A 25,552-nucleotide genomic window follows, 5' to 3' on the forward strand; every position below is an offset into this window, starting at 1 on the left:
CCGGAGCGGCGCTTCCCCGCGAACACGACCTGAGCGGAACTGAGATGATGGATGTCGGGGCGCACCCAATCGGCTCCCTCTATGCGGCCGAGCGCGGACGGCTCTCCCAATTCGTGCGCCGGCTTCTGAGAGGCGGCGCCGGTGCGGAGGACTTGGTGCAGCAGGTGTTCCTGCGGCTTCTCGTGAGCGGCAGTCCCGGGCACGGTCGCGCGACCTTGATGGCGGCCGCCCGCAACCTCGCCCTCAATCATCTGCGCGACCTGCGCCGACGGGGGGAGACGGTCCTGTCGGACGAGGCCTTCGCCCAGATCGCCGACGCCGCCCCCTCGCCCGAAGCGGTGACGCTCTATCGCAGCGAGTTGCGTCGGCTTCTCGAGGCGGTCGCGGCCTTGCCGCCGCGGCGGCGCGACATCTTCGTGCTGAGCCGCTTCGAGGGCCTGTCACACGCCGAGATCGCGGCCCGTCTCGACATCGCGCCGCGCACCGTCGTCAACCAACTCGTCGCCGCGCTCGCTTCCCTGGATCGGACCCTCGGCCCTGCTTGAGCGAGCGGAGCCGCGCGGCGGGAAACGCCAGCGATGTCTCATTCCGGAAACGCCGTGCGCGATGGGGCGCGGCCCCCGCCCGAAGCGGCGGATGATGCGCGGATGACGACCGCGCTGGAGTGGTTCGTCCGCATGCAGGATGACAATGCGAGTGCCGAAGACCGGCGTCGCTTCGCCCGGTGGCGCGACGCCGATCCGGCCAACGCCGCCGCGTTCACCCGCGCCAAGGCGTTATGGGACCGCTTCGACGTCGTGTCCGAGCAGAAAGAGGGACGACGCGGCGTCCGGCTCGACCGGCGCAAGCTTCTCCTCGGCGGCGTCGCGGCGGGACTCGCGGCCGGCGGCGGTGCCGGGCTCGCGAGCCGGCCGGACCTGTTCGCGGATCACCGGACCGGGATCGGCGAGCGCCGAACCGTGCCCTTGCCCAACGGCGTGCGGGCGGAGCTGGGCACCGACAGCGCGCTCTCCCTCGACGGGCCGACGGAAGGCGGGCGGGTCGTGCTGTTCCGGGGCGAGGGATTCTTCGACGTCCCGCTAGGGCAACCCTTCACGGTATCGGCCGGACCGGTCACGGCGCAGGCGCGCGGCACGCGCTTCGACGTGAAGCGGATCGACGATGCAGTCACCGTCACGGCCGAGGCGCAGGCGGTCTCGGTCGAGGCACGGGGCTTCGCGCCGCTCACCGTGGCGCAGGGCTGGCAGGCGCAATGCGACCCCGCCCGCCCACCCGTGCTGGCGACGGCCGACCTTGCCACCGTGGCGGCCTGGCGCCAGGATCGGATCGTCTTCCGTGACACGCCGCTGCCGCGGGCCGTGGCCGAGCTGGAGCGCTACCGGCGGGGACGCATCGTGCTCCTGGGTAGCGACCTCCAACGCCATTCCGTCACCGCCGCCTTCGATGCGCGCCGGGCGGACGCGGCCCTCGACATCCTGAGCGAGGCCCTCCCGATCCGCGTGACGCGGTTGACGCCGCTGCTCACGCTGGTCCGGGCCGCCTGAGGCGTGCCGCGCCGAAAAATCCGGCCGTCCCGATAGTCCTTCCGCGCGTGCCGGGGGTCCTCCCTGATGGAGGGTCCTTCGCGGCGCCCTCCCGACAATCGGCGGACCCGCACAAGCGGGCAGGAAGACGGTGGGGCTATGGGTCGGATCAGGATGGAGAGCGGGCAGCAGAGCGGTCTGCGCAAGGCGTTGTGCCAGAGTGTCGGCACGCTCGCTCTGGCGCTGGCCCTGGCGAGCCTGTCGGGGCCGGGCGGAGCGCTGGCTGGGCCTGCGGACGCGGCGGCGCGCACCCGCTTCGACATCGCCGCCCAGCCCCTCGCCGATGCGCTGGTCCAGTTCACCGCCCGCACCGGCATCCAGTTCTTCGTCGATGGCCGGCTTGCCCGTGACACCCGCTCCGCCGGTGCGCAGGGCGCGCTCTCGCCCCGGGAGGCGCTGACCGCGCTGCTCGCCGGCACCGGCCTCACCTACCGTTTTCGCGATGCCGACACGGTGACCATCGGCCCCGTCGATCGCACGGGCGCGATCACGCCCCCTGAGGCGAGCGAGACAGTCCTCGACGAGATCTCGGTTCAAGGTCAGAGCCCGACCTTCGGCACGACCGGCTTCGTGGCGCGGCGCTCCACCGCCGGCATGAAGAGCAACACCTCGATCCTCGACACGCCCGCCGCCGTCAGCGTCATCACCCGCGAGGAACTCGATGTGCGCGGCGTCCAGGATATCGAGACGGCGGTGGCCTATACGCCGAACGTGAAGGCGACGGATTATCCCGGCGGCCAGGGCTCGCAGACTTTCACCATCCGCGGCTTCCGCAGCATCGGTTTGCAGAACGTCTACGAGGACGGGTTGCGCGCCGGCTTCAACGCCTTCAACCAGCAGCTCGAGCCCTACGCCTACGAGCGCATCGACATCATCAAGGGGCCGGCCTCGGTCCTCTACGGTCAGGGCCAGCCCGGCGGCATCGTCAACCTCGCCTCGAAGCGGCCGAGCTTCACCCGATCCAGCGAAGTGTCTCTCCAGGGCGGCTCCTACGGCCGGGTCCAGGGGGCGTTCGATCTCACAGGGCCGGTCGAAGGAAGCGAGCAATTCGCCTACCGTCTCACCGGCCTCCTGCGGAAGGCCGACACCCAGGTCGCGTACTCGCCGGACGACCGCGTGTTCCTCGCGCCCGCCCTGACCTGGCGGCCGGATGCCGACACCTCGCTCACCGTGCTCGCCAAATACGGCCGCTCTGACCGGGGCGGCTCCGAGCAGAGCACGCCGTTCCTCGGCTCGCTCTATGCCGGCCCCCTCGGCCGATTCCGGCGCGACCTGTTCCTCGGCATACCGAACTTCAACAAGGAGGCAATCGAGACCAAGTCGATCGGCTACATTCTCGACCATACCTTCGCCGAGAACTGGATTGTCCATTCCTCTGCCCGCTTTACTGATACATCCAGTGATTTCGAGCTCGTCGGTGCCGACAACGGAAGTGTCGTGAAAGATCGTCTGTATCAGATATACCCCTATAAGCGCACACAGGCTTCGCAGGCGATCCTGATCGATAACCACGTCTAAGGCCGCGTCGATCTGCTCGGTTTTCAGCACAACATCGTCGCAGGCGTCGACTACTGGCGCTATCGGGGTCGTGACCGACGCACGTTTAACGACGATAATATTTACATCGATCTTTATAGTCCAGTTTACCCAACCAGTGTTTCGTTTCCCGTTGCACCGAGTGTCGTGAGCGACGGACGGCACTCGCAACTTGGTTTTTTCATCCAAGATCAGATCAAGTTCGGCGGCTTCATCATCACGGGAAGCGTCCGGCAGGATTACGCGAAATCCAAATCCACCGATAAGCTGACCGGCATTCCGTCGAGCAACAACCCTGACGCGCTCAGCTATCGCGCCGCGCTCGGTTACCAGTTCGATGCGGGCATCGTGCCGTACCTGTCCTACTCGACCTCCTTCGCCCTTAACCCCGGCAATCGCCGCGACGGCAGCGTGCTCGATCCGTCGGAGGCCAAGCAGATCGAGGCCGGCGTGAAGTATCAGCCGCCGGGCGGCAACATGCTCTACACGGCGTCGGCCTTCGAGATCACCCAAACCAACGTGCCGACCATCGATCCGAGCGCACCGGGCTTCCTGATCCAGACCGGCGAGGCGGTTTCGCGGGGGTTCGAGATCGAGGGCAAGGCCTCCCTGACCGACGGCCTGAACATGACGGCGGGCTACGCCTATCTCGACACGAAGGTGACCAAGGACAACGTCAATCCGTTCACCGGCCGCAGCAATCTCGGCAACCGGTTGCCGAACGCGCCGCGCAACACGGTCTCGCTGTTCCTCGACTACGCCTTCCCGAGTTCGAGTGTGCTGGCGGGCCTGCGCGCCGGGGCCGGCATCCGCTATGTCGGCGCGGCTACGGACATCACCAATATCGACCGCCTGCCGGCTTATGCCCTCGTCGATGCCTCGATCAGCTACGATCTCGCCCGCCTCGATCCGAAATGGAGCGGCGTGACGCTTTCGGTCAACGCGCTCAACCTGTTCGACCAGCGCTATTTCTCGGCCGGCTTCTACCAGGGGACCGGCTTCGAAGGCTTCCGCCGCACGATTTTCGGGACGGTGGCCTATCGCTGGTGACGGGTTTCGCTGGATCGGGCCGGGGGGCTGCGCGCGCCGCAGCCCCGTTCGATCGGCCATAGCCTCAGGCGGCCCGCCGATCACGGTTCTAACGGGATGCCGACCGCGAGGCGATCGGAGAGCGACCTGCCTTCGACCCGCGCGCGCTGATCGCGTCCCGCATTCCCCCGCCGCCATCGCTCAAATCCTCGCGTCGAACGCGCTCAGCGGCGCAGTCTCGCGTCCGGGAAGCGGGGGCGTCGCCCGCCGCCATCCCCGACCGCACTGTCCCACGATGGCGCAGGGGATCGGCATAAGATCAAATATAGAATGCATAAAAACTGATATAGAATGATTACATTTATAGATTTGTCGAGAGATCTTGCGTGAAGACTTGACGTGAACTAGTCCTGAGTCAGAGGGCCGATGCTCAGGCTGTCCGCCCCAGCTCCAGCCGAATCCAAGTGCCGCTTGGGTGCCGCGATGGAAGATGTGCCGTCCTTGAAGATGTCCGACACACGATATGGGCTCTACGATCCCGCGCGCGAGACGAGCAGCTGCGGCGTCGGCTTCATCACGCGCAAGGACGGGCAACAGACTTTCGATGTCTTGCGCAAGGCCCACGAGGCGCTCTGCGCCGTCCCGCATCGCGGTGGCATGTCATCCGAAGGTGTCGGCGACGGGGCCGGCATCTCGATCGACCTCTCCCTTGCTTTTTTCCGTCGGCTGACGGGCCGCCCCGACCTTGAGAACGGCCGGTTCGGCGTCGGCAATTTCTTCATGTCCCATGATGAGAACCAGTCCAGGCGGGCCGAGCGCATCATCGCCGCGGCCCTGGCCGAGGAGGGGCTGGACATCCTGCTGGCGCGCGAGGTGCCGGTCGATCCGGCGGCGTTGCGCCCGGCGGCTGTGCGCCATCAGCTCGCGATCCGCCAATGGGTCTTCGCCGCGCCGGCGCGCTGCACGACGCTCGCCGCTTTCGATCGGGCGATCTACCGGGCCCTGTTGGTGATCGAGGCCGAAGCTTTCACCGATCCGTCGCTGGAGGGCTTCTATCCGCTGTCGTTCTCGGCGCGCACGCAGGTGCTGAAGGGGCGGCTCAACTCGAACGAGGTCTTGCCCTACTTTCTCGATCTCGCCGCGCCGGACCATTGCGTCCACACGCTCTACTTTCACACACGCTTCTCGACCAATACCGACCCGCATCCGTCCATGGCCCAGCCCTTCCGGCTGATGGCCCATAACGGCGAACTCAACACCGACAAGAAGAACCGCCTCTCCGAAGCCGCGATCGCCCGCGCCCGCAACGGCCGCATCGTCGCGCCGAAGGGGCAGTCCGATTCCTGCCGCCTCGACCAGACGCTGCAGAGCCGGATGATGCAGGACGATCTCGACCTCGTCACAGCAGTGGTGTCGATGATGCCGCCGGCCTGGGAGAACGACGCGACCCTGTCGGATCCCGTGCGGGCGATGCTCGAATACTTTTCGCTCTACGAGGAGAAGAACGACGGTCCCGCTGCCCTGATCTTCGGCGACGGCGAGATCATCGGCGCGCGGTTGGATCGTCTGGGATTGCGGCCCCTGCGCACCGTCGAGACGGCGGAGTACCTCTGCGTGATGTCGGAGGCCGGGCAGATCGCCTTCCCCCCCGAGACCGTGCTGCGACGCGGCCGGATCGAGGCGGGCGGCATGCTCTACTGGGATCATCGCGAGAAGCGCGCCTACGGCACCCTGGACGCACTGGAGATGCTGGCGGCCCGGCGCAACTACGCCGCACTCCTGCGCGCGGCGCGGGTGGAACTCGCCGCCTTGCCCGAGATCCCCGCCGAGGGCCAGGGATCGCCGCTGCGCTACAACGGCGACCTCGCGCGGCATCAGCGCTACGTCGCCTATTCCCACAATCAGGAAAGCTTTCGCTTCCTGATGGACCCGATGCTGGACAACGGCGCCGAGCGCATTTCGGCGATGGGCTACGGCAATGCGATCAATGCGCTCTCCGACCAGGAGGGCGGCGTCGCCAAGTACTTTTCCCAGCGCTTCGCCCAGGTCACCAATCCACCGCTCGATTCCCTACGCGAGGCCGACGGCATGACGTTGCGCGTCGCCCTCGGGGCCAAGCCGAATATCGGCGCGCCGGCCGCGCCCCAGATCGTCGTCGCCTCGCCGATCCTGACCCATCTCGACATGCTCAAGATCCGCGAGCAGACGGCGACGCCCTATCGCCGCTTCGAGATCCTCTACCGGCCCGTGCTCGACGATGCCGCCGTCAATGCGCGCGCCATCGAACGGGCGATCGACGATCTCGGCGAGGCCGTCTCGCTGTTCGCCCGCGAGGAGGGTGGCATCGCGGTGCTGACCGACCGGCATGTCGCCCGGGAACGCGCGGCGCTGCCGCTGATCATCGTCGTCTCGGCGGTCAATCAACGGCTGATCGCCGAGGGCCTGCGCCTGCGCGTCTCGCTCATCGCGGAGAGCGGGCAGATCGCCTCGTCACACCACGTCGCGACGGCGCTCGGCTTCGGCGCTGCGGCGGTTTATCCGCTCGGCGTCCAGTTCCGGGCCGAGGAGATGCACGATAGTCTGCTTTAAGCGTATGTCCGGGTGTTCACACGTAACCGTAAAACAATCGTCCTTTCAGTACCTTGGAGCTTTCAATCGGGCGTAGGCTCGGTGCTCTGTGCTATGATCCTACGCTTCGATTTGAGGGATTTGTGACTGACGGTGTGACCAGATTGTGACCGGACCTAGTGAAAGGTTCGGTCGGCTCGAACTGATTCTGCCTTCGGAGGGACGCTGAACCAAGCTCACTCAGAAGTTAGGCAATCATCCCGTTCCATAATCACGTGTATAATAAAAGAGTTGCCGGTCCAACATACGTCGATAGCGTCAAAGGATCGAGTATGTGGATCAAACTTCATATGAATCACGACAACGATGTTCGAGAATTTTCATTAGTCCCCAAAATAAGGTAGTGAAACGTAGAAAAACGCAAGACCAACGATACATTAATGCAACGGGGACGGCTACCAGCAGAAACAAATTGATAGCCAAGTACAGAACCTGCCTTAGTACGATCAGTCTATGGACCCAAATTGTATGAGCTTAGTATTTCGTGAGGCAAGCCCCGGAATAAAATTAAGCGATCAGTTTGGAGGGTCTCGCTGCGCCAGCTCCTTTGCCGGCGATTGCGTGCATCTTTGAAATGCATGGAACCAGATTCGATAATATCAATATTGATTTGTTTTTTCAGCATAGATCCTCATAAATTCGAGCAATACCATTGTTATCCTATGAGATTTCTCGCGTGGATCATACCAGTGGAAAACCTCAGATAAGCTAAGGTTGTAAGTGGTTTGCTGTGCGATTATCCTGGCGCAACTAGATACTGCCGCCTGAAAGGGTATGACGTGAGCAGCAAGCGTCGAACTAACGACAACAACAAATCATCAGATTCGACGACGATTTCGTCACTTCGTGCACTCTACCGTGTCATTCACAAAGACAAGAAAAATATTGCGTTCAATTTATCTCAGAGTCGCCGCCTGATCTCGCCAGAGGCAGCAATAGAGATAGCGCGTGGCGTTATTGGAAGCGGATATTACCGCAATTTATTTTATCGCGATTTATTTCCTAAGACAGTAGATAACATGAAAAAGCAGCTCCGTATGGCGACGGCGCCAGATTTTATCGAACTCGCGTGGGCTGCCGCCGTCGTTGAGCACCATGCATCATCAATAAATGATTATATAATCTACAGAGACATGTACCATGCGGCTATGCTGAAAGCAGATTATGCAAACGCTGAAGCCTGTCTCAATGAAATCAAAAGTGTGTTTGGCTACTCATTATGGTATATTCATTCGTCACTCGCACTTGCCCAAGCGCATGGCGGTATAGGAGCTCAAAAAGACGCCTTATCGAACATCATAAATGTTACCGGAATCCACCCATTAGTAGCGTATCTTGCTTACTTTATGAGTTATTCATTAGAAGACAATGTAAGTTACCAACAGATACGGCGCGAGACATTAGACGACACAAATGATATCAAAGATTACATTACATATCATTTACTTCCCGCCGAATTGAGCTCACTACGTAGTATAAATCACTGCCTTTCTAATGAGTCTAATTCGCCATTGATTGATATATACGAGAATTTCGTCGTAATGCTTCAGCTAAGTTGCCAACCTCTTATGAAATCAGGTCAATTGAAACAGCTAGCGCTGATGGTCGAGTCTGTTGATGATCTAAGGCTGCGGAACATACTTACATTATCAGGACACAAGCAAATAATGTCTACCGATAATGCATTTTTGGAAGCTTGCGACCAATATACATTGAATGAAAAGTCATTGTTGCACTCATCACTAGAACGCAACTTAGTGAATTCTCCATTGAAAAATTGGTGGTATGAGCTAACTGTAAAATCAGCTATCGATTTGAGTGTTGTCGCTGGAGAGGAAACGCTACTTTATAGATTACTCAATGAGATGAGGTCATTTATAAATTTATCATCCGACCTAGAAAACTCCCGCTCGAACCTTCGATTATTGTCATTTCAATTCCGATACACATCAACTGCCATTCTGATAGCGGCGCTTCTCGATCGCGTATTAGAACCACAAGCGTTATACGAATATAGAACTAGTCAGTTGTTGTGGGCTTTATCATGCACACTGCATCAGCCGCAGAACTACACAATATTGAAACATTATTTCCCTGACTTATTTAGCTACATGGTCAATATTCTAGCGGGCAGTGCTTCGACAACAGATAGATTGCAATTATTTTGCGCTGACAGGGATAAGTTCGGATGGACCTCAGGTGTCCTTGAGCGCGTTCCAACTATCAGACACGCAATATATAAATCCTATGCCGCTTTCAACGCTGGTGAAGTGGCTGTCGCACTGCAGATCATCGAGTCTATGTCCTCCATGGCAGAACAGCAAAATCCGCGCATTGGAATATATCGGCACGCAATATTTTGGCGATTAGACGATATTGAGCAGGCGCTCCGAGCATTCGCTGAAGCATATATTTCGAACAATCGCTGTTATGCCCTATACGATATAAAGCAGTTCGTATCCTGGGCAGTCGATAAGGCTGGAGTTAATTCTTCTGCTTTATATAGATGCGTTCTATTACATGTCTATTCGACCTACTATTCCAGTGATCGTGATGGAGATTTGTCCGATGCGATGGAGGATACCCTAGATTACTATCATATCGACCATCCGAGCGAGATGCTATCGACACAAAAATCGCCGTTCATGATTTACTTCCTCCGACACATTTGTACCTCAGCTCGGATTGAAGACACTATTAGATTCGATACCGTCGATGAAATCGAAGCTGACCGGATCAAGGTGCTGCAATGGTTAGTGACGAATGACGCTGACAACAAAGGCGTGTACACCCAAGAGATTTCAGCCATAACGAAAGATCAGCAAGTAGCACGTTTATCTTTGCAATTTGAAAGAAGTAAAATCTACATTCACGAGGAAGGTATCCGACGAATATTTGAGACAGAGCTCAGGCCTTTATTCAATAAGTATATTGAGATACTTACTGCACCGCATGTTGCGGAGAAGACCGGACAACTAGAGCAAGTTTTGAGAAAATTACTCAAGGGTGAAAGCGAATATAATTATCTGATTATCCCGTCCTCCGAGAGGGACTCAATTTTCTTGTCGATCGCCCACCGCTCGTACGATTTGTACGTGTCTGAGCCTAATCATGGGTTCAAAACGTATCTTACAACCCGCATCTTACATGCCGTCCTTGAGGGCGAACTGCAGTCGAGTTTTGTTGCCGAAGAGTTACTGATCGCCCAGGACTCAAAAGACCCGCAAGCCGACTTTGACAGGAATTGGGGGCATCTTCTCCTGGATGTAACCAAACGCCAAATTACTTTGATAGCAGCAGCGGTAGCAGAGTTTTCGTCCAGGGTAATCGATCTTACTAATGAGATTAAAGACAAAAAAATCAGAGTTTACTCTGAGAAGACGCCAGACGGTCTATTTCGGTTCGCTATATCGAACCAGTCCTACAAACACCTTCAACGCAGTATCACCCCGAAAACACAGTATGACGAGTTTTTAGACAGATTGTATAGTCATTTTCTTGAAACATTAGACAGCAGGCTGTTGGTCGTTCGCAGCGAATTAGACACAGTATTTAAGTCCAAGATTATAGTGCAAATCGATGAGTTGGAACGATCAATCAGAGCAGCTTGCTTCCCCTCTCCACCTAGTGCCTTACTTGACGCTATCACAAGATGTCGTTCGGCCTTTTTGATCAACCTGCAGCGTGTGTCTGGCTGGTTTATCCGCGCCGGCAACCAGTCCAATGAGCCATTTCAGCCATCAACGGCGATCGCAGTTGCAATGTTAATCACGAATAACTGTTACCCGAGGTATCCCCTTGCCGTAACATCGGACGTTGACGATAGTATTTTCATCAGGGGAGCTTATCTAAGCCCTCTTGTCGACTTGCTTACTAACTGCTTTCAAAATGCAGCGGAACATTCTGGATTCACAGATCGCGCTCCAAGCGTTTCCGTGGTTATATCAGTCGACCATAAGTCATTCATAAAAATAACCGTTTCCAGTGAACTGTCCGGCAGCATTGATATCGAAGAACGGCGGAATGAAATTAGTTTGTTGCGGGAAAGCAGCGATTACAGCGCGGCGGCTGACGGCGTAGAGGGCAGAAAGACCGGTATAAAAAAAATGAAACGGATATTAAGGTATGATCTGCCATACAGCGGTGGGCTTATGACTGACGTTAACGAAACAGACGGTGTGGTCATATCTTTTCATTTGAACATAGGAGTTCTTGATGAAAGTGCTGCTCATTGAGGATGAAACGCAAAAGGCGGATCGTGTTACCGCTGCTTTGAACGACTTGCCGTTCGAAATCACAATCGAGCTGCGCCGATCGTATCAGAGCGGCCTCAAATTTTTTGAGAACGGCGTGACAGTTGATTGTATCATTTTAGACATGAGCCTTCCGACCTTTGACGCCACAATGAACACGCGTCACGGTAGACCTCGACCGCTTGGAGGTTATGATCTTATGCGTAAGCTCCGCCGATCTGGCAACAAATCTCCAGTAATCGTGTTGACTGCTTACGAAAATTTCGGATTGCTCGATGAGCAACTTACGTTTGACGAGTTGGGAGACGTATTAAGGTCTGAATTTGGCTATCAGTTTGTTGATATCATTTATTACAGTCAATCCCGTTCCAGTTGGTACGCTCAGCTTCATAACTCTCTTACGGAACTCTCGAAATGAATATCCTTGTTGTTGAAGACAGTCACCATAAGTGCGCAAAGATTGTGAAAGCTCTCCGGGGCGTTCCTTTCGAGACCTCAATTAAAACTGTTACAAATGCGGTTGATGCTAAGAGACATTTGACACTGTCTAAAGTCGATTTCATGATACTTGATATGCATTTGCCTCGTAGTGCGTCCGGAGACGCAGACAAAAATGGAGGTTTGGAAATCATCAGGTGGCTAAAGGCCAGAGGCGCCAAGCATAGACCAGCCTGCGTAGTAGGCATGACCTCTGATATGGAAACTTATCGTCATGTTGAAGAAAATAACGATAGTCTTGTATGGCAGGTCCTTCAGTACGATCATACGTCGGATGATTGGCAAAATAAGCTTGTTCAATCTGTTGTGGATATAAGGCCAACACTGAACCCTCCATATTTATCCGATGGTGCAACACATCGAGTTGATATATTGGTTGTGACGGCTCTAAGAGATCCTGAGTTAGATGCAGTACTTGCGCTTCCATTCGATTTTAAAAAAATCGATATACCTCATGATGCAAGTGATTATTATCGTGGAACAATCAAGTCTGGGCCATCAGCAGCGTCTATCGTAGCGGTTCACGCGTCTGACAAGGGTTTGAGCGGAGCTGCTATAGCAACAGTCAAAGGTATTATGACTTTTTGGCCACGTTACGTTTTTATGACCGGCATCACAGCCGGGGTAAAAGGAAGAACGCGTATCGGAGATGTCATATTCGCTGACCTTACATGGGATTGGGGTAGTGGTAAAATTAAAAGTGTCAATGGTGAGGACGTATTTTTGCCGGCGCCATACCAGCGACGTCTGGATGAAACGTTGTCTCGCAACGTGAAAGAAATGTCGAGCGATGGTCAAATACTGAAGCAAGCTCATGAATCGACGTCAATGATCAAGCCTAAGATATTGCCCGTCGTCAAAATCGGCGTTATGGCTTCTGGCGCATCGGTACTTCAGAGCCAACCAGCTGTGCAAAAAGTTATCGATCTACACAAAGATTTACTTGCCGTCGAAATGGAGGCCTTTTCTGTGATGTTCTCGGCGCAAACTGCACCGCAGCCGCGACCACTCGTTATTGTCGCAAAGGCGGTTTCGGACGCTGGTGATAAAAAGAAGAATGATCACTATCAAAAATATGCTGCCTATACTTCGGCGCAGGCGTTTAAGATCTTTGCCGAAAAGTATCTAATGGGACATTTGAGTAGCGAAACAGATTAAGCACAGTCTGTCGCGGTAAAGCCAGATACTGCTAACGTCGTTCAGACTTGGCAACGACGTAAGAACCTAGGCTGACAGCATCGGCATCTCAGGGATGGAGTGAATGACGCTCGGTATGCGGCATCATACGCTTGCCGCCTGTGAGCAAATCCGAGGAAGCTGTTGGCTGAGTTCAGGGTCTCAAAGACGAAGGGGCGCCTCAGCAAAGCGGGCAACTATATCTTGTCACGGGTACCGCCAGCATGACGATCTTCTGGATCACACGACTTTGCGAGAATGCCTTGAGAACAATGCCGTGTGATGCCACCGCCTAAATCCGCACCACCTGGGTGTACCCTAGGGTGACGTAACATCGCCGCCGATTCTCCCTAAGCGCAAGCGTAACATCAGGATTGCCTTGTCCCCGGTGTTACGGCATTGTCACCGAGTCTAGAGCTTGGAGTGACAGTTGGCGAGAATCGGCTACGCGCGGTGCAGTTCGGAGGATCAGTCCCTCGACATTCAGATCGAACGGCTCATGGCCGAAGGATGCCAGCCGATCCGGTCAGAGAAGGTCTCTGGTGCCTCTCGTGATGGTCGCACGGAACTGGCCGCCATTCTCGACTTCATCCGTGAGGGTGACGAGTTGGTCGTAGTTCGCGCTGACAGGCTTGGCCGTGACACTCGCGACGTTCTCAACATCGTCCACGAACTCGACCAGCGCGGCGCATATCTAACCGTTCTCGACCCTCACGTCTCAACCCGTGGCGAGAGTGGACGCATCGTGCTGACCGTCCTTGGCATGGTGAGTCAGATGGAACGCCGGTTCATCCTCGAACGTCAGCGGGAAGGAATCGAGGCCGCGAAGGCGAAGGGTGTCTACAAGGGTGGGACACGGCGGCTGGATCGAGAGAAGGTGTTGGCAATGAAGGCTGATGGTCATGGACCCGCATCCATCGCCAAAGCGCTCGGATGCTCGCGGATGCAGGTTTACCGGATCATCGGCTCGGAGACGCAACCGTAGCAGACCGGCTTCAGGCCGTTGCGACACGTTTCGATCAGCCGTAATGCCCCTCTAAACACTGATGTACATCGATCACAGCGACACCTACGCCATACGTGTTGCCACTATCCGATAAGGTGGCGGCTGTCTTTTGATAACATATTGGAAATCTCAGCGCGAAGTCATTTAGTGCATAAGTCAGCATTTCCATACCTTGGGGGTACTGAGGGCAAACCACTACATATCCACCAATGGGGCGATTATTGATAAACGCGACTGATTGAACTGCTTCTATCATCTTCTTTATTCTACGAATATCTTTTGTTGCAGCATATCTATTTGTCCAACGCTTAAATTCAATCAACATGTCGAGTTGTTGTACTGTGGCATCATTTCCGGATATGAAAGCTGCCATATCCACGCGGAACGAGCCTAGCCCGCTTAATTGAGCAGGCTGTACTCCCCATTCGCGTGTGAAAACCCGCATAGGCAGTTCGACTGTAACTTTGCACGCCGTTGACTGATGGTAGACTTGAGCGGTTCGATCTCGGATGAAACTTTCAGGAGCGTCAGGACGTCCAGAAATACTGTTGTAATATATTATTGATTGAAAGGCAATGTCGCCGATGAGTTGGCAGTTGTGTTTTACCATCTCGCCCTCACAGATGCGGCCGCCGCGTCACCGCCGCCAACAGCCTACGTTATGAGTTTAAATTACCGTTTGAGTCTGCGAAACTCCGTCCGAAGGATTTTCTCCAACTGTTCCTGAATGGTAGTAGCAACGGACGCGGTAGTAGACCGATCATCTACTGTCTAACGATCACTGATGCGATTGGCCGATATGTCGCTTAGGCCAACCACTGTGAGTGCTCCCTCAGGTGTGAAACAATCGTGCGGTATAGGAATCTAACTTGAAGCCTGTCCCCTAACTGCCTGTTACGAATTCAATCTCCTATCGTACCGTGGGGAGATCATCGATGCGCGTCGTGTAACGGGGCGAACGCATATCGAACTAGGTGGACCATAATCGGGCCTTAGCCCATCCCGACGACGCCAGAACCACGCTTAATCGTCCGTGGCAGCCGTTGCAGTCGTCCAGAGCTTTCATCGGCGAATGACCACGCTTTTGATCCAGACTTCCGGTCCAGGCTCGCTGTGACGCATCAAGAGCCATCAGGTCCGTGGTGATATCAAGACCGCATGAGTTTCTTGAATGATAGCGGGCACAGCCTCTCGAATTGCTCTTGTATTGAAGGGCCCCCGGTTGCTGTTACGGAGCCGACATCCTCTCGTTGAGAATTTAATATTCTGGCTGATCCTGTACTCGTCACGGCAACAATCGTATACATTCCGCCGAAATGTGGGGTGATCGTGCGAGAAGTACAATTGGCCTTGGAAACATATGTCTTTGATCCTTCAATCGTCATAGTTTCATCAATACACTTCTTCAACGCTTTCGGTTTCAGTCCCTCACCGTTCGTAGAATTTCGTTGACACGACTCCTCGGCGTCGGCTCGGGTTACCTTTCCTGTCATTGTTGCGTTCGATGTGTCTGGATCGGCAAGGGTAACGATTGTCGCGCTATAACCATGGCTCGATAGGCTGAACGAGCCAGATTCGAAGGATTTCAGAGTCTTAATTGATGCGTCGCTTGTCGGTTTGGTTGTCTTTCCATTATCACAGCGCACGTAGTTGACAGACTTCTGCTTTCCCTCCTTCCAGATGATACGGTCGGAGCTTATCATGTCGACGCTAACGGTGCTTTTTATTCGTTCACCTTCCGAGGCGCAGGTGTTGCGGAAAGTCAGCCGCGATCCAGTTCGCTTGATCGAAGAAGCAGAACAAGAGCTTTCAACTGATCCGTTTTGACCGTCAGTTTTGATGTGGAGTCGCTCGTCATAGTCAGGCAAGGCTCGATTGCACATCTCCCGATCCCAAGCCCATATACCGACTATGGGGCCAAATTCGGAGTTCTGCGCGTGAGCTATACAGGTCAGATACAGGCTAGCGATAGAAACAGTCGCGACAGTGATGGTCGGTAGGCTCATTGGAATCGAATCTGCCATTGACATGATTGCGCAACAGAACGTGCACTATCAGATTCTATGACCTTACGCACTAGCTTGCGCCTATATTGATTTGGGATGGTTAGGGGCGCGAAACAGCAACATTGTCGCAGCCCCCTTTCAAAGCAAGTGGAAGATCGTCTTTGGAGTTATTGCAGCTATTGCCAGTGAGCCTATTGAACAGACAGACATTGAATTACATCTGGTTTCCGCATAGATGGGTGATGGGAGCAATCATACTATGCGAGAGGACACCTACCACAAATTCGAAGCGGTTTTCGGTCGTAACAGTCAGCCTAAACAACGAACCAGCCTGACGCATCCACTTGAGATCGCGTCACTATCGGCTGGTGATGGGCTCGGGAAGATCGGCGTCACGTTCTGTCCCGGCAAGGTTCAGACGGACGGGGCCACAGGCTGCTGGAACCGCGCTCTTCCGACAGACATTCAGGCGATCTCCGATTGGGGCGCGACAACACTAGTCACTCTGATCGAGAATCACGAGATCGAGGCCCTACAGGTTGGCGGGCTTGAGGCGGAATGCCAGCTTCACGGTATCGATTGGCTTCACCTTCCAATCCCTGATGTTTCGACTCCTACCGATGAGTTCGAAGCAGCATGGATGACGGTCGGTGAAGGGGTCCGGTCACGCCTTCGGAACGGCTTAAACGTCCTCGTCCACTGCAAAGGTGGCCTCGGACGTGCGGGAACCATAGCGGCGAGGCTCTTGGTCGAGCTTGGCGCCAATCCTGAGAAGGCCATTCAGAGGGTCCGCGAGGCCCGTCCTGGCGCTATCGAAACGGTAGAGCAGGAACGCCACGTTCACTGTATCCAGCCGATCCCTGAACGCCTCCCATCAACGACTCTAGACGCGATTCGGGATCGTGCCCTTGGTGCACTGTTCGGCTTGGCCCTGGGTGACGCTATCGGGACCACGGTGGAGTTTCGGCAGCGCGGCAGCTTCGATCCCATTACAGACATGGTCGGCGGTGGTCCCTTCAACCTCAAGGCGGGTGAATGGACCGACGATACCTCGATGGCCTTGTGTCTCGCGGACAGTCTGATCGCGCATGACGGCCTCAATGAACGCGACCTTCTTGAACGTTTCTGCCGATGGTTCAGGGACGGTGAGAATTCTGTCAGGGGCCATTGCTTCGATATTGGCAACGTAACCGCGACGGCCCTTACCCGCTTCGAACAGACCGGGGACATCCACGCTGGTCCGACGGATAAGATGACGGCCGGGAACGGGAGCTTGATGCGTCTGTCACCAGTCGTACTACGCTATTTCAATGATCCCGACCGCTTGAAGGATGCAGCGCGACGGCAGAGCTATACGACCCATGGTGCTCAAGAGGCCGCGGATAGCTGCGAAGCCTTTTCCACGATCCTTGCCGCTGCGATCCAGGGAAAGCCTCTCACGGACGTTCTGAGCCCATCCTACGACCATCCTCTCTGTGATGGTGTGCAGGCGATCATCAACGGATCATGGAAGGGGAAGCACCGGGACGCCATCCGATCCTCCGGCTACGTTCTCCATTCCCTTGAAGCTGCCCTATGGTGCGTGGGATCGTCAGGCAGCTTCTCGGAGGCCGTCCTCAAGGCGGTGAACCTTGGCGATGATGCTGACACTACGGCGGCGATCACGGGCCAGCTTGCCGGTGCGTTCTACGGTCTGTTAGGCATTCCCGAACGATGGCGGCAGATGCTCGCCTGGAATGATCGGATCGAAGGGTTGGCGGATCGTCTCTTCACGGAGACCCTGCGATGAGTGACGAACCCTTCATCCCCTATGCCGTGATCGAGACTGCGAATTGGCCGCCCACGTCACTCATGACGATATGGGCGCTGGGCGCGGCGAACCTGAAACGCATCGACCTAGATCTGTCGCAGCCGGAAGACTCGTACATCGATCAGGCTTTGGTAGGACTACAGGCCAAGCTTGCTCGATATGGAGGCCTGGAACTCCCATCGTTCGGACGACCGGTTTCAATCATCATCAACCTTGCTCCGAATCGAGGTATCCGCATTGGGCTAGATGGCACTATCATTGAGAAATTGAATTGGACGATGACAGTGGGACCTAGCTCGTTGAGATTGGCACAGTAATTTCTCAGTTTTGGTAGGGTTGTAGTGAATAAGAAGGGCACTTGTCAGGGTCTAACTTACAAGCGCCCGTCTTTGCAATTGGTCATATCATACACACGCAGCACATAGACCAATTTATGTCTATTCGTTTTGACGTAGCTCTAATGGATTCCGTAGGTTGATTGACTGAAATCAAGTAATTCAAATGTCAAGAATACTCGTTCTCAGCAATCAACCATAAGCGGCTTACCACATTAAATGTGAGTAATTTCAGTTATATTCGTGCAAATACAGATAGCTTTCCGCACTGTCATCTAAACACTGAGCTTCTTCACAAGTATTGAGGTATCTGTCTGCCTCATAGCTAAGATAGCTTTCTAGAATTTTATCATCTGTACCCCACCGTAGACCAGCTAATTCATGAAGAAACTTGCTGTATCTGAGTGGACTGATGGATTGAGTAAGCCTATCCACCGAATCGTAATTGCGGACAATTTTTTTGAAACACCAAAGGTCCAATAGGAGACTCCCGTTTTCTGGCTCGAGTTGCCCACGTCGCTTATCGTCTTCCAACATATTAATCGCCCTTCCGATTGCACCCGCAAGCATATCAATATTGATGCCTTTATCAGTATTGATTTTTACTTTAATGGTTGTCATTTTACATCCTTTCAACGTTTTGATTTCGATATTAGGGTGGTTGTCATCGTCGGCATCCAAGACTATTCGTTTAATTGCTCTGCGATACCGACAATCACTTTATACAGACATTATGGTAACGAAACAATGCTAGTTAAACCGACAGCTTCGATTGGACGATATTCCAAGGATGCCAGTCCAAGTAACTGATTTGTCAGCTACGCTTTATCCGCATCAATCTTGCGCTGTCAGCCAGACGATCTTTCGGTGAACGGCTCGACAACGCTGCTTGGGTTAGGGTCACGTCCCGAGATGCGTCATCTACACCGCCATCAAGCAGTGTAAAATTGAGCTTTCTCAATTCTTTATGGCTTTTACCTTGTACGACCGTCTCATCTCGAAAGCGTTGCAGGGCCGTCTCGCATAGTTGAGCGTGATCAGCCGCAACATCATTCGCCGACACTTGAAGTACCGCGTCCGCTACACCATTCTCATCGAAGCGTGTTGGAAAAGAGTTGTTGCACCAATCCAACACATCGAGCGGCTTTCGGCCACTATGATAGTACATGAAAAACCCGTCACCATCAGCAGGCTGGCAAGGGAGATAGAACAAGTCGGTTAGATAAGGCTTGCGGTCAATCCCGTGCACTTTCTCCTTGGGGTTAAATCCGTCTTTAAAATCCTTCTTGTAGCCGTCGAGTTCTATCCTTTCGCAAATCATGTTGTAGATTGCTGTATACATTTCAGGTGACATGATCGTATCAGTTAGAAAAACAGCGCGATACCGGGGAATTTCCCTAGTATGACTATAGGAACTATAGACAATCATCTCAATATCTGGGAAGATTTTCGATAATTGCCTATGCGTCAAAGTTCCATTGTCGATGTCAAGGTAGACGTTCTTGCCACAGTAAGCGTTGGTCTTACTTCGACGTGAAACAGCCCCATCCTTATCGATGAACAACGCAGGGCTAATGAGCTTGTTCTGCTCTTTCGATTCGAACTTGCTCATCGAGAATTTTTTCATAGTTGATACGAACATCTTTTTGTCGCAAGCAAGCATCATGGATTCGCTATCCTTCTTATGTTCAATGATAGAACCTTGAAGGGATGTCACACATGTTATTGTATTAAAGGAATAGCCGTGACAGTCGTCGATTATGTATTTTTTCTTCTTGGATTTCACAGCTTCTACCAAGCCACTCATGATCTCATTTTGTCTCTCTTCCAACCTATCCCGTTGAGCCCTTTTTCGATCTGCTGCATTGGCGTAAAGCTTGTCCGGACGCGTTTTGACTGCATCTCTCGAGTCAATGCCCAAGGGAATGATCTCTGATCCGGGGAACCGTTCGCGCTGCCAAGCAGCGTTCTGCCGGTCAGGCAGAATTACAATTTTTTTAGAAGTATTCATAGGATCACGCACGGAAGTTCGATTATATGTCTGATAGGAACTATGGTATGACAATGCAATGCGCTGCTCGTCAGGACCGATGCAGCACAAATTTGTCAGAAAACCTCCTTCGTTTCTGCTGAAATTCAATGCCGATATGATAACAGCCCTATCGATGTGCTGGTACTGATTCAATCCGTGCGGGCTATGTCCGACGTTATGGGCGTGTGATAAACCGGAAAACGACTCTTTCTCATTTACAACATTGTCCTGCCATACAAACTCGTTCTCCCCAAATAGCGATTGCACGGACTTTAGAAACTTGGGCCTAAATGAAGGATCATTGATCTGTTCCGTCTTCGACCAGTTTCTTTCAGACGCATAATAGAACTGGATCAAATGACCATTTTCGTGCTCCTGATAGCGAAGCTTGCTCATTAACGCATCGTCTTTGATGAACGTCACACCCTTCTGCTCGAACCACTTATACAAGATCGTCTCTTCTGCACGTGCACCAGCCAACAATGCGGACTTGAAGCCGAGGAATACAGATGGATTAAGCATCGAGTACGTTGTTAGGTATCGGTCATCTTTGCTGCCGTTCAGAAGTCCATTGTAGGATTTACGGTCGACATAGGTGGAATAACGCCCGTAGTGAATGCGTTTTGCCAAATCATTCACTAGTCCGTTGAATGCGTCCTGGTTCCTATTTTCCGCTATCTTACGTACAGCGCCAGGATTGTCGGCTCTCACAAGTCCATAGATCGGCCCGACCTCCTTGATCCCTAAGGCATCGGTCAGCAAACTATGATTGTCAGGAAGACGAACACGCTCAGGCACGAATGCTGTAGGAATTTCGTCGCAGATCAAATGGAAGCGTTCAGCACGATCAAAATGGGGAAGCATCATGAAAGCCGCCCATGTAGTAATAATCAGATGAGAGCGATCCGGCGGGTTTCTCAGGTGCTCAGACAGTCCAACTACAGTTTTCTGCCCGCACGTATCCTGATTGAAGACTTCCACATGGACATCGGGGAACCGTACAGTCATTTCGTGCGCGGTCTGATGGCACAGGTTCTTGGACGGTTGGGTCAAGATAACCGTCTCACCGCATCTTACATGCTCGGCCACTCGTGCTTCGATAGCGTAGGTTTTACCTGCCCCCGTAGGTGCAGGACAGTAATAAATCTCGTTCAGTGACATTTACAGAAAAATCTCTTCTAATCGCCCTCGCTTGAAATGCGATTCAAGACGATGTGTGGTTCTTATTGAGTACCAATCTGACAAAAGCATCTTAAATCAACGCTTATCTTGTATTGGCGGTTAGATGTCGGTCGTGAGTGAGCCCCCAACCGACATCCGGACGATAGCACCGTCATGTTCACAATAGAACGCTGATTAACCTGCGAAAAGCGAGAGAGGTTTGCGATAGAAAAAGCTGCTAATTTACATCTGTATTGTATAGTATTCACCGGATTTGCTTAGTCAAACATCAAGCTTGTACGATAAAGGCATTCTATTAGGATTTAATTATTTGCCTCCGCCGCGATCTCCGCAAGTTTCTTACTAACGTTCTCGGGCCTAATATGCGTATATCTCATAAGCATCTTGGTATCACGATGGCCGCTGATTAGAGCAACTTCCGGTATGCTGAGTCCCAGCTCAAAAAATCTGCTTATAGCTTCGTGGCGAAGGTCGTGATATTTCAAGTCTACAAGACAACAACGACGAATAACTCGGCGCCAAGCCATCTTTATTGCAGCTTCTGTTGTCGGAAAAATGCGGGAGACCGAATGATGCTTTATCGACCGTTGCGCCTCGATAATTTGTAGTGCTCTGGGTGTGAGTGGGATTGTTCGAGCGTGACCATTCTTCGTTATTGGTATAAGAAGAGTTTTCTTGTTAAAATCGATGTCCTTCCATTGGAGGGATAATACTTCGCCCCGTCGCATTGCAGTTTCAATACCTAGTTCCACCATAGGCAACAACTGCACGTTCCCAGATCGTGCGCACTCATCTCGCAGGCATTCCCATTCGCCCGCCTCTAGTCGTCTAGTTCTGCTTTCTGCGGCCTGCGGCTTCTTAGACATTGCGACTGGATTGGATTGTAAGGGAAGCTCCCATTCGTTGCGAGATACTCCAAGTGCATGTTGTAGTATGCTTAGTTCTCGGCGAACTGTTCCCGGTGCAACGGTAGCTAGACGCTGCTTAATGTATTTATTTACGACCGCAGCTGAGAGGGATGATAGTGTTGTCTTGGATATGTCCGATCTTAGCATTACCCGAATGGCAACGTATTCTCTTACCGCCCCACGTTTATTTGGAGTTATCTCATCGCGATATCGGATAAGGATGTGACTTACGGTCATTGAATCGAGAACTTTCAACCCGACCGGCAGTCCACGTCGAACGGCTTCTGCTTCAAGGGACCGACTCCAAGCTTGTGCATCTGCTTTTGTCAGGAACGTTCGCGATAAAGCCCCTGAACCCTTGATACGGACCTGGGCCTGCCATTTGCCGTTACGCTTTCTGATCGTAGCCATCTGCCGTCCGTTGTGACCCAAGTGTGACAGGACCGTCGAACAATCGTTTTCACTAGCTTCGTGTGTGCGTTGTGCATATGCCCAAGCCTATGATTAGTAATGGTTTTTAGCGACCGCGCTCGGCTTCGGCGCCGCGGCGGTCTATCCGCTCGGCGTCCAGTTCCGGGCCGTGGAGATGCACGAGACCCAGACCCGCCAGCGCATCGACCGCCTGCTGGCGCTGATGACCCCGCTGGTCACCGTGACGGTCGGCGGCCTGATCGGCGGTCTGATCATCTCGGTGATGGGGGCGATCACCAGCGTCGGCCAACTGGCGCAGTAGGTCCGAAGAGACGGTCCTTCGGTGTTTGGGTCTCGGGCGTCGGGATCAACCGCGCACGGCTGGTCGGAGCTCGAGGGCGACGGAGCGTCAGGGCACGTGTCCCGCGAGCAGGGCGGCGTGCAGCCCGATCGCCAGAAACGGCCCGAACGGCAAGCGGAACGTGCGGGTCACGCGCCGGCCGGCAAGGGCCGCTCCGGCCAGGGCAACCAGGGCCGTCATGCTGGCGATCAGGATCAGGAAGGGCAATCCGCCGAGCCCGATCCAGGCGGTCGCGGCGCCGACGAATTTCACGTCGCCGAAGCCGAGGCCGGTCCGGCCGCGCAGCCGGGCGTAGAGGGCGCGCAGGCCCCAGAGCAGCAGGAACGCCGCCGCAGATTGTGCGACGCAGGCGGCCAGAATGCGCGCATCCGGGTTGCGCAAGGCCGCGATGGCGAGGCCGAGACTGAACAGCAGGAGATTGAGGGGATTGGGGAGGATCCGGCGACGCAGGTCGATCAGGCTCAGCGCCAGCGTGATCGGCAGCGGCAGGAAGGTCAGAAGAAGGGCGCCGGGATCGAGTGTCATGCGCGGGGTTCAGCGTCGGCCGATGAGGACGATGCGGCTCTCCGGCACCTGGGTGAAGGTCATCGGCACCGCCCGCATCGGATGGGGCGGGGGCGTATCGCCGAAATCGAGCGGGCGCGAGTCGGGGGAGGGCTTCGCCATCTCGCCGCGGGCGCTGCGGGCAAGCAGGTACTGCCAGAACGCGAAGGCCCCGAGGGCGGCGGTGACGACCGCCACCAGCCAGAGGGCGAGCAGCAGCCCGGTGGAGACGCGACCGTTCAGCTCGCGCATCAGCCCGAGGGCGAAGGCCGCGTACCAGGAGACGCCGGAGACCGCCCCGGAGACGAGGAACACGATGGTGGTCAGGTGCGACACGCCCTCGAACATCGGCCGGCTCACGTCCCGCAGGACGCTCGGCAGGACGAGGGCGTGGATCAGCAGGCCGTTCACGGTCAGGACCAGAACGATGATGAATTTCGCCAGGAGCTTGGGGTTCGACAGCTTCTCCGGAGATTCCACGCTGTAGAGGGCCAGGAAACCGAGGCCGGAGATCCAGAGCAGGACGATTCCCACCGAGACGACCTTGCTGACGAACAGGAAGGTGCGGGCAATCTCCGGCGGCAGGCCACCCCAGCGCATCCACCGCAGGATCCAGAAATCGAGCATCGTCGCCCCGCCGAGCCCGAAGCACAGGCCGATCAGGTGGAGGCCGACGAAGAGGGTCAGGACCCGGATCGGCGGGAACGGCGCCGGCAGGGGAAGGGTCAGGACTTTCGGTGCCGCATCGGCCGCGCCGGCCGGGACGGCGACCAGCAGCAGCGGCAGGGCGAGCGCGACCACCGCGACGGGCCGGATCCAACGCTTTGGTTGCGGATGCAGGGCCGATGACATGAGCGCTCGCACGGGCGCGGGGCGCAGCCCGCCGGTTCGGTCGGGACCGTCGCAGGAATCCGATAACAAATATCAAATATCAAGAAATCCAGGGGAACGGCGAGCCGTCGGCTCTAGTCAGGGCTTGTTTGGAAATCGTCGCCATTCTGCCCACGGACGGGAGCGGGATTGATGATGACGGACGACGCGACTCGGGACGACCAATGTATCGTCACGCGGTCCGACGCTGACCAGGCAGGGTTCTCACTGGTCGAACTGTTGGTGGTGCTGGCGATCATCGGGATGATCGCCACGATGGTGACGCCGCAGGTGCTCGGCTATCTCGGCCGCGCGCGCGGCGATACGGCCCGCATCCAAGTCAAGAACATCGCCCAGGCGGTGGAACTCTATTATCTCGATCAGGGCACCTATCCGACGGGCCAGCAGGGGCTGCAGGCCCTCGTCCAGTCCACCGGCGCGGGGTGGCGTGGCCCCTATCTGCGGGATGCCCGCGGCCTAATCGACCCGTGGAACCAGCCCTACCTCTATCGCTCCCCCGGCTCCGGCGGAAAACCCTACGAGATCTATTCCCTCGGCAGCGACATGAAAGTCGGCGGCACCGACGACGCCAGCGACGTCACCAGCAATTGAAACCTATTCCGATCACACCCCGTCATCCTGAGGCGCCGAGCGCAGCGTCGCCTCGAAGGAGGGCTCCAGGGATCGCGAGCAGACTGGAACCCTCCTTCGAGGCCCGCTTCACGGGCACGTCAGGATAAGGAGGATGGGCTGGGGAACCGGATCGCGCACGTCCGGCCGGCATTCACTCCGTCGGGCCGGCCGGCTCCGGCTTGCGCCAGGATTGGGGCTGGTCGTCGGCGCCGGAGCCGAGCGGACACTGCACCATCACGCTGTCGCTCCAGCGCCCGTACTTGTAGCCGATGGCCGGGAGATAGCCGACGCGGGCGAACCCGCAGGCTTCGTGCAAGCGCAGGGACGCTTCGTTCTTCGCGTCGATATAGCCGATCATCTGCCGGTAGCCGCCCGCCGCGCAGGCCTCGATCAGCGCCGGCAGGAGGCGCCGGCCGATGCCCGCATGCAGGTGGTCCGGGTGCACGTAGATCGAGTGCTTAAGGGTGAAGCGGTAGGCCGGGCGCTTGCGGAACGGCACCGCATAGGCGTAGCCGGCCACCTGCCCGTCCCGCTCGGCGACGAGATGGGGCAGGCGCTTGCTGCGCATGTTCTTGCGCCGCCGCTTCAATTCGTCGGGCAGGAGGCGCTCCTCCTCGAAGTCGCCGGTATCCCCGACGCCCTTTCGGATGTGGCGCTCGTAGATCGCGATCATCGCCGGCACGTCGGCATCCGACGAGGGCCGGATCACGATGTCCGGCCAATGGGCCGGACAGCCCCGCTCCATGAGCGCC

General features: G+C 55.5%; 21 protein-coding genes and 1 pseudogene. 14 read left to right on the forward strand and 8 right to left on the reverse strand.

The window, feature by feature from the left end:
* Positions 1–47: 47 nt before the first annotated feature.
* From OWC43_RS14550 to OWC43_RS14590, 9 genes are all read left to right on the forward strand, one after another.
* On the forward strand, positions 48–545 hold the full coding sequence (locus OWC43_RS14550; protein WP_393957159.1) for an RNA polymerase sigma factor: 498 nt from the start codon (positions 48–50) through the stop codon (positions 543–545).
* Between the two features lie 102 nt (positions 546–647).
* Entirely contained in the window at positions 648–1,544 is an 897-nt protein-coding gene (locus OWC43_RS14555) for a FecR family protein (protein ID WP_393957160.1), read from the forward strand.
* 138 nt (positions 1,545–1,682) lie between these two features.
* Positions 1,683–3,101 carry a TonB-dependent siderophore receptor gene (locus tag OWC43_RS14560; RefSeq protein WP_393957161.1) on the forward strand — a complete coding sequence of 473 codons (1,419 nt, stop codon included), beginning with the start codon at positions 1,683–1,685 and terminating at the stop codon, positions 3,099–3,101.
* Positions 3,102–3,113: 12 nt separating this feature from the next.
* Positions 3,114–4,169, forward strand: coding sequence for a TonB-dependent siderophore receptor (locus OWC43_RS14565; RefSeq protein ID WP_393958566.1), 1,056 nt, complete (start codon positions 3,114–3,116; stop codon positions 4,167–4,169).
* Positions 4,170–4,655: 486 nt separating this feature from the next.
* On the forward strand, positions 4,656–6,737 hold the full coding sequence (locus OWC43_RS14570; protein WP_393957162.1) for a glutamate synthase central domain-containing protein: 2,082 nt from the start codon (positions 4,656–4,658) through the stop codon (positions 6,735–6,737).
* Positions 6,738–7,555: 818 nt separating this feature from the next.
* Positions 7,556–11,011 (forward strand): hypothetical protein, encoded by a 3,456-nt coding sequence (locus OWC43_RS14575; protein WP_393957163.1) that lies wholly within the window; start codon positions 7,556–7,558, stop codon positions 11,009–11,011.
* Positions 10,992–11,447, forward strand: coding sequence for a response regulator (locus OWC43_RS14580; protein ID WP_393957164.1), 456 nt, complete (start codon positions 10,992–10,994; stop codon positions 11,445–11,447). Before OWC43_RS14575 ends, OWC43_RS14580 begins: the two co-directional genes overlap by 20 nt.
* Positions 11,444–12,685, forward strand: coding sequence for a hypothetical protein (locus OWC43_RS14585; protein ID WP_393957165.1), 1,242 nt, complete (start codon positions 11,444–11,446; stop codon positions 12,683–12,685). Before OWC43_RS14580 ends, OWC43_RS14585 begins: the two co-directional genes overlap by 4 nt.
* A gap of 448 nt (positions 12,686–13,133) precedes the next feature.
* Complete coding sequence (locus tag OWC43_RS14590; RefSeq protein ID WP_393957166.1) at positions 13,134–13,688, forward strand: recombinase family protein; 555 nt, start codon at positions 13,134–13,136, stop codon at positions 13,686–13,688.
* Positions 13,689–13,722: 34 nt separating this feature from the next.
* On the opposite strand, the gene OWC43_RS14595 is transcribed toward OWC43_RS14590, so the two are convergent.
* Both OWC43_RS14595 and OWC43_RS14600 read right to left on the reverse strand, forming a co-directional pair.
* Positions 13,723–14,319 (reverse strand): hypothetical protein, encoded by a 597-nt coding sequence (locus OWC43_RS14595; RefSeq protein ID WP_393957167.1) that lies wholly within the window; start codon positions 14,317–14,319, stop codon positions 13,723–13,725.
* Between the two features lie 300 nt (positions 14,320–14,619).
* Positions 14,620–14,676 (reverse strand): annotated as a pseudogene (locus OWC43_RS14600) (DUF4113 domain-containing protein); the annotation flags it as partial.
* Between the two features lie 734 nt (positions 14,677–15,410).
* Between OWC43_RS14600 and OWC43_RS14605 the strand changes: the two are divergent.
* From OWC43_RS14605 to OWC43_RS14615, 3 genes are all read left to right on the forward strand, one after another.
* Positions 15,411–15,536, forward strand: coding sequence for a hypothetical protein (locus OWC43_RS14605; RefSeq protein WP_393957168.1), 126 nt, complete (start codon positions 15,411–15,413; stop codon positions 15,534–15,536).
* Positions 15,537–15,974: 438 nt separating this feature from the next.
* Positions 15,975–17,504: an ADP-ribosylglycohydrolase family protein gene (locus OWC43_RS14610; RefSeq protein ID WP_393957169.1), complete on the forward strand. Its 1,530-nt coding sequence runs from the start codon at positions 15,975–15,977 to the stop codon at positions 17,502–17,504.
* Complete coding sequence (locus OWC43_RS14615) at positions 17,501–17,842, forward strand: hypothetical protein (RefSeq protein ID WP_393957170.1); 342 nt, start codon at positions 17,501–17,503, stop codon at positions 17,840–17,842. The genes OWC43_RS14610 and OWC43_RS14615 overlap by 4 nt, the downstream gene beginning before the upstream one ends.
* Before the next feature lie 249 nt (positions 17,843–18,091).
* On the opposite strand, the gene OWC43_RS14620 is transcribed toward OWC43_RS14615, so the two are convergent.
* From OWC43_RS14620 to OWC43_RS14630, 3 genes are all read right to left on the reverse strand, one after another.
* Positions 18,092–18,541 (reverse strand): hypothetical protein, encoded by a 450-nt coding sequence (locus OWC43_RS14620; RefSeq protein ID WP_393957171.1) that lies wholly within the window; start codon positions 18,539–18,541, stop codon positions 18,092–18,094.
* A gap of 133 nt (positions 18,542–18,674) precedes the next feature.
* On the reverse strand, positions 18,675–21,053 hold the full coding sequence (locus OWC43_RS14625; RefSeq protein WP_393957172.1) for a DEAD/DEAH box helicase family protein: 2,379 nt from the start codon (positions 21,051–21,053) through the stop codon (positions 18,675–18,677).
* 323 nt (positions 21,054–21,376) lie between these two features.
* Positions 21,377–22,393 carry a site-specific integrase gene (locus OWC43_RS14630; protein ID WP_393957173.1) on the reverse strand — a complete coding sequence of 339 codons (1,017 nt, stop codon included), beginning with the start codon at positions 22,391–22,393 and terminating at the stop codon, positions 21,377–21,379.
* Between the two features lie 175 nt (positions 22,394–22,568).
* Between OWC43_RS14630 and OWC43_RS14635 the strand changes: the two genes are divergently transcribed.
* Complete coding sequence (locus tag OWC43_RS14635; RefSeq protein WP_238307941.1) at positions 22,569–22,715, forward strand: hypothetical protein; 147 nt, start codon at positions 22,569–22,571, stop codon at positions 22,713–22,715.
* Positions 22,716–22,802: 87 nt separating this feature from the next.
* Here the strand turns inward: OWC43_RS14635 and OWC43_RS14640 are convergent, their stop codons facing one another.
* Positions 22,803–23,279 (reverse strand): prepilin peptidase, encoded by a 477-nt coding sequence (locus OWC43_RS14640; RefSeq protein ID WP_393957174.1) that lies wholly within the window; start codon positions 23,277–23,279, stop codon positions 22,803–22,805.
* Between the two features lie 9 nt (positions 23,280–23,288).
* Positions 23,289–24,149, reverse strand: coding sequence for a hypothetical protein (locus OWC43_RS14645; protein WP_393957175.1), 861 nt, complete (start codon positions 24,147–24,149; stop codon positions 23,289–23,291).
* Positions 24,150–24,323: 174 nt separating this feature from the next.
* On the opposite strand from OWC43_RS14645, the gene gspG reads away from it, so the two are divergent.
* A complete protein-coding gene (gene gspG / locus OWC43_RS14650; protein ID WP_137830587.1) occupies positions 24,324–24,779 on the forward strand; it encodes a type II secretion system major pseudopilin GspG in 456 nt (151 codons plus the stop codon).
* A gap of 172 nt (positions 24,780–24,951) precedes the next feature.
* On the opposite strand, the gene OWC43_RS14655 is transcribed toward gspG, so the two are convergent.
* The gene (locus tag OWC43_RS14655) at positions 24,952–25,545 is read right to left on the reverse strand and encodes a GNAT family N-acetyltransferase (RefSeq protein ID WP_393958567.1); all 594 of its coding nucleotides are present in this window, start codon (positions 25,543–25,545) and stop codon (positions 24,952–24,954) included.
* Between the last annotated feature and the right edge of the window lie 7 nt (positions 25,546–25,552).

This window comes from Methylorubrum sp. POS3 (assembly GCF_043352485.1).
Lineage (GTDB): Bacteria > Pseudomonadota > Alphaproteobacteria > Rhizobiales > Beijerinckiaceae > Methylobacterium > Methylobacterium suomiense.

Excerpts from the sequence above, each read along its gene's own strand:
- OWC43_RS14560 (WP_393957161.1), top strand. The coding sequence starts at position 1,683 with ATGGGTCGGATCAGGATGGAGAGCGGGCAGCAGAGCGGTCTGCGCAAG.
- OWC43_RS14645 (WP_393957175.1), bottom strand. The coding sequence starts at position 24,149 with ATGTCATCGGCCCTGCATCCGCAACCAAAGCGTTGGATCCGGCCCGTC.
- OWC43_RS14655 (WP_393958567.1), bottom strand. The coding sequence starts at position 25,545 with ATGGAGCGGGGCTGTCCGGCCCATTGGCCGGACATCGTGATCCGGCCC.
- OWC43_RS14630 (WP_393957173.1), bottom strand. The coding sequence starts at position 22,393 with ATGGCTACGATCAGAAAGCGTAACGGCAAATGGCAGGCCCAGGTCCGT.
- OWC43_RS14605 (WP_393957168.1), top strand. The coding sequence starts at position 15,411 with ATGTCGACGCTAACGGTGCTTTTTATTCGTTCACCTTCCGAGGCGCAG.
- OWC43_RS14625 (WP_393957172.1), bottom strand. The coding sequence starts at position 21,053 with ATGTCACTGAACGAGATTTATTACTGTCCTGCACCTACGGGGGCAGGT.
- OWC43_RS14640 (WP_393957174.1), bottom strand. The coding sequence starts at position 23,279 with ATGACACTCGATCCCGGCGCCCTTCTTCTGACCTTCCTGCCGCTGCCG.
- gspG (WP_137830587.1), top strand. The coding sequence starts at position 24,324 with ATGACGGACGACGCGACTCGGGACGACCAATGTATCGTCACGCGGTCC.
- OWC43_RS14635 (WP_238307941.1), top strand. The coding sequence starts at position 22,569 with ATGCACGAGACCCAGACCCGCCAGCGCATCGACCGCCTGCTGGCGCTG.
- OWC43_RS14585 (WP_393957165.1), top strand. The coding sequence starts at position 11,444 with ATGAATATCCTTGTTGTTGAAGACAGTCACCATAAGTGCGCAAAGATT.
- OWC43_RS14610 (WP_393957169.1), top strand. The coding sequence starts at position 15,975 with ATGCGAGAGGACACCTACCACAAATTCGAAGCGGTTTTCGGTCGTAAC.
- OWC43_RS14570 (WP_393957162.1), top strand. The coding sequence starts at position 4,656 with ATGTCCGACACACGATATGGGCTCTACGATCCCGCGCGCGAGACGAGC.
- OWC43_RS14550 (WP_393957159.1), top strand. The coding sequence starts at position 48 with ATGGATGTCGGGGCGCACCCAATCGGCTCCCTCTATGCGGCCGAGCGC.
- OWC43_RS14595 (WP_393957167.1), bottom strand. The coding sequence starts at position 14,319 with ATGGTAAAACACAACTGCCAACTCATCGGCGACATTGCCTTTCAATCA.
- OWC43_RS14580 (WP_393957164.1), top strand. The coding sequence starts at position 10,992 with ATGAAAGTGCTGCTCATTGAGGATGAAACGCAAAAGGCGGATCGTGTT.
- OWC43_RS14615 (WP_393957170.1), top strand. The coding sequence starts at position 17,501 with ATGAGTGACGAACCCTTCATCCCCTATGCCGTGATCGAGACTGCGAAT.
- OWC43_RS14555 (WP_393957160.1), top strand. The coding sequence starts at position 648 with ATGACGACCGCGCTGGAGTGGTTCGTCCGCATGCAGGATGACAATGCG.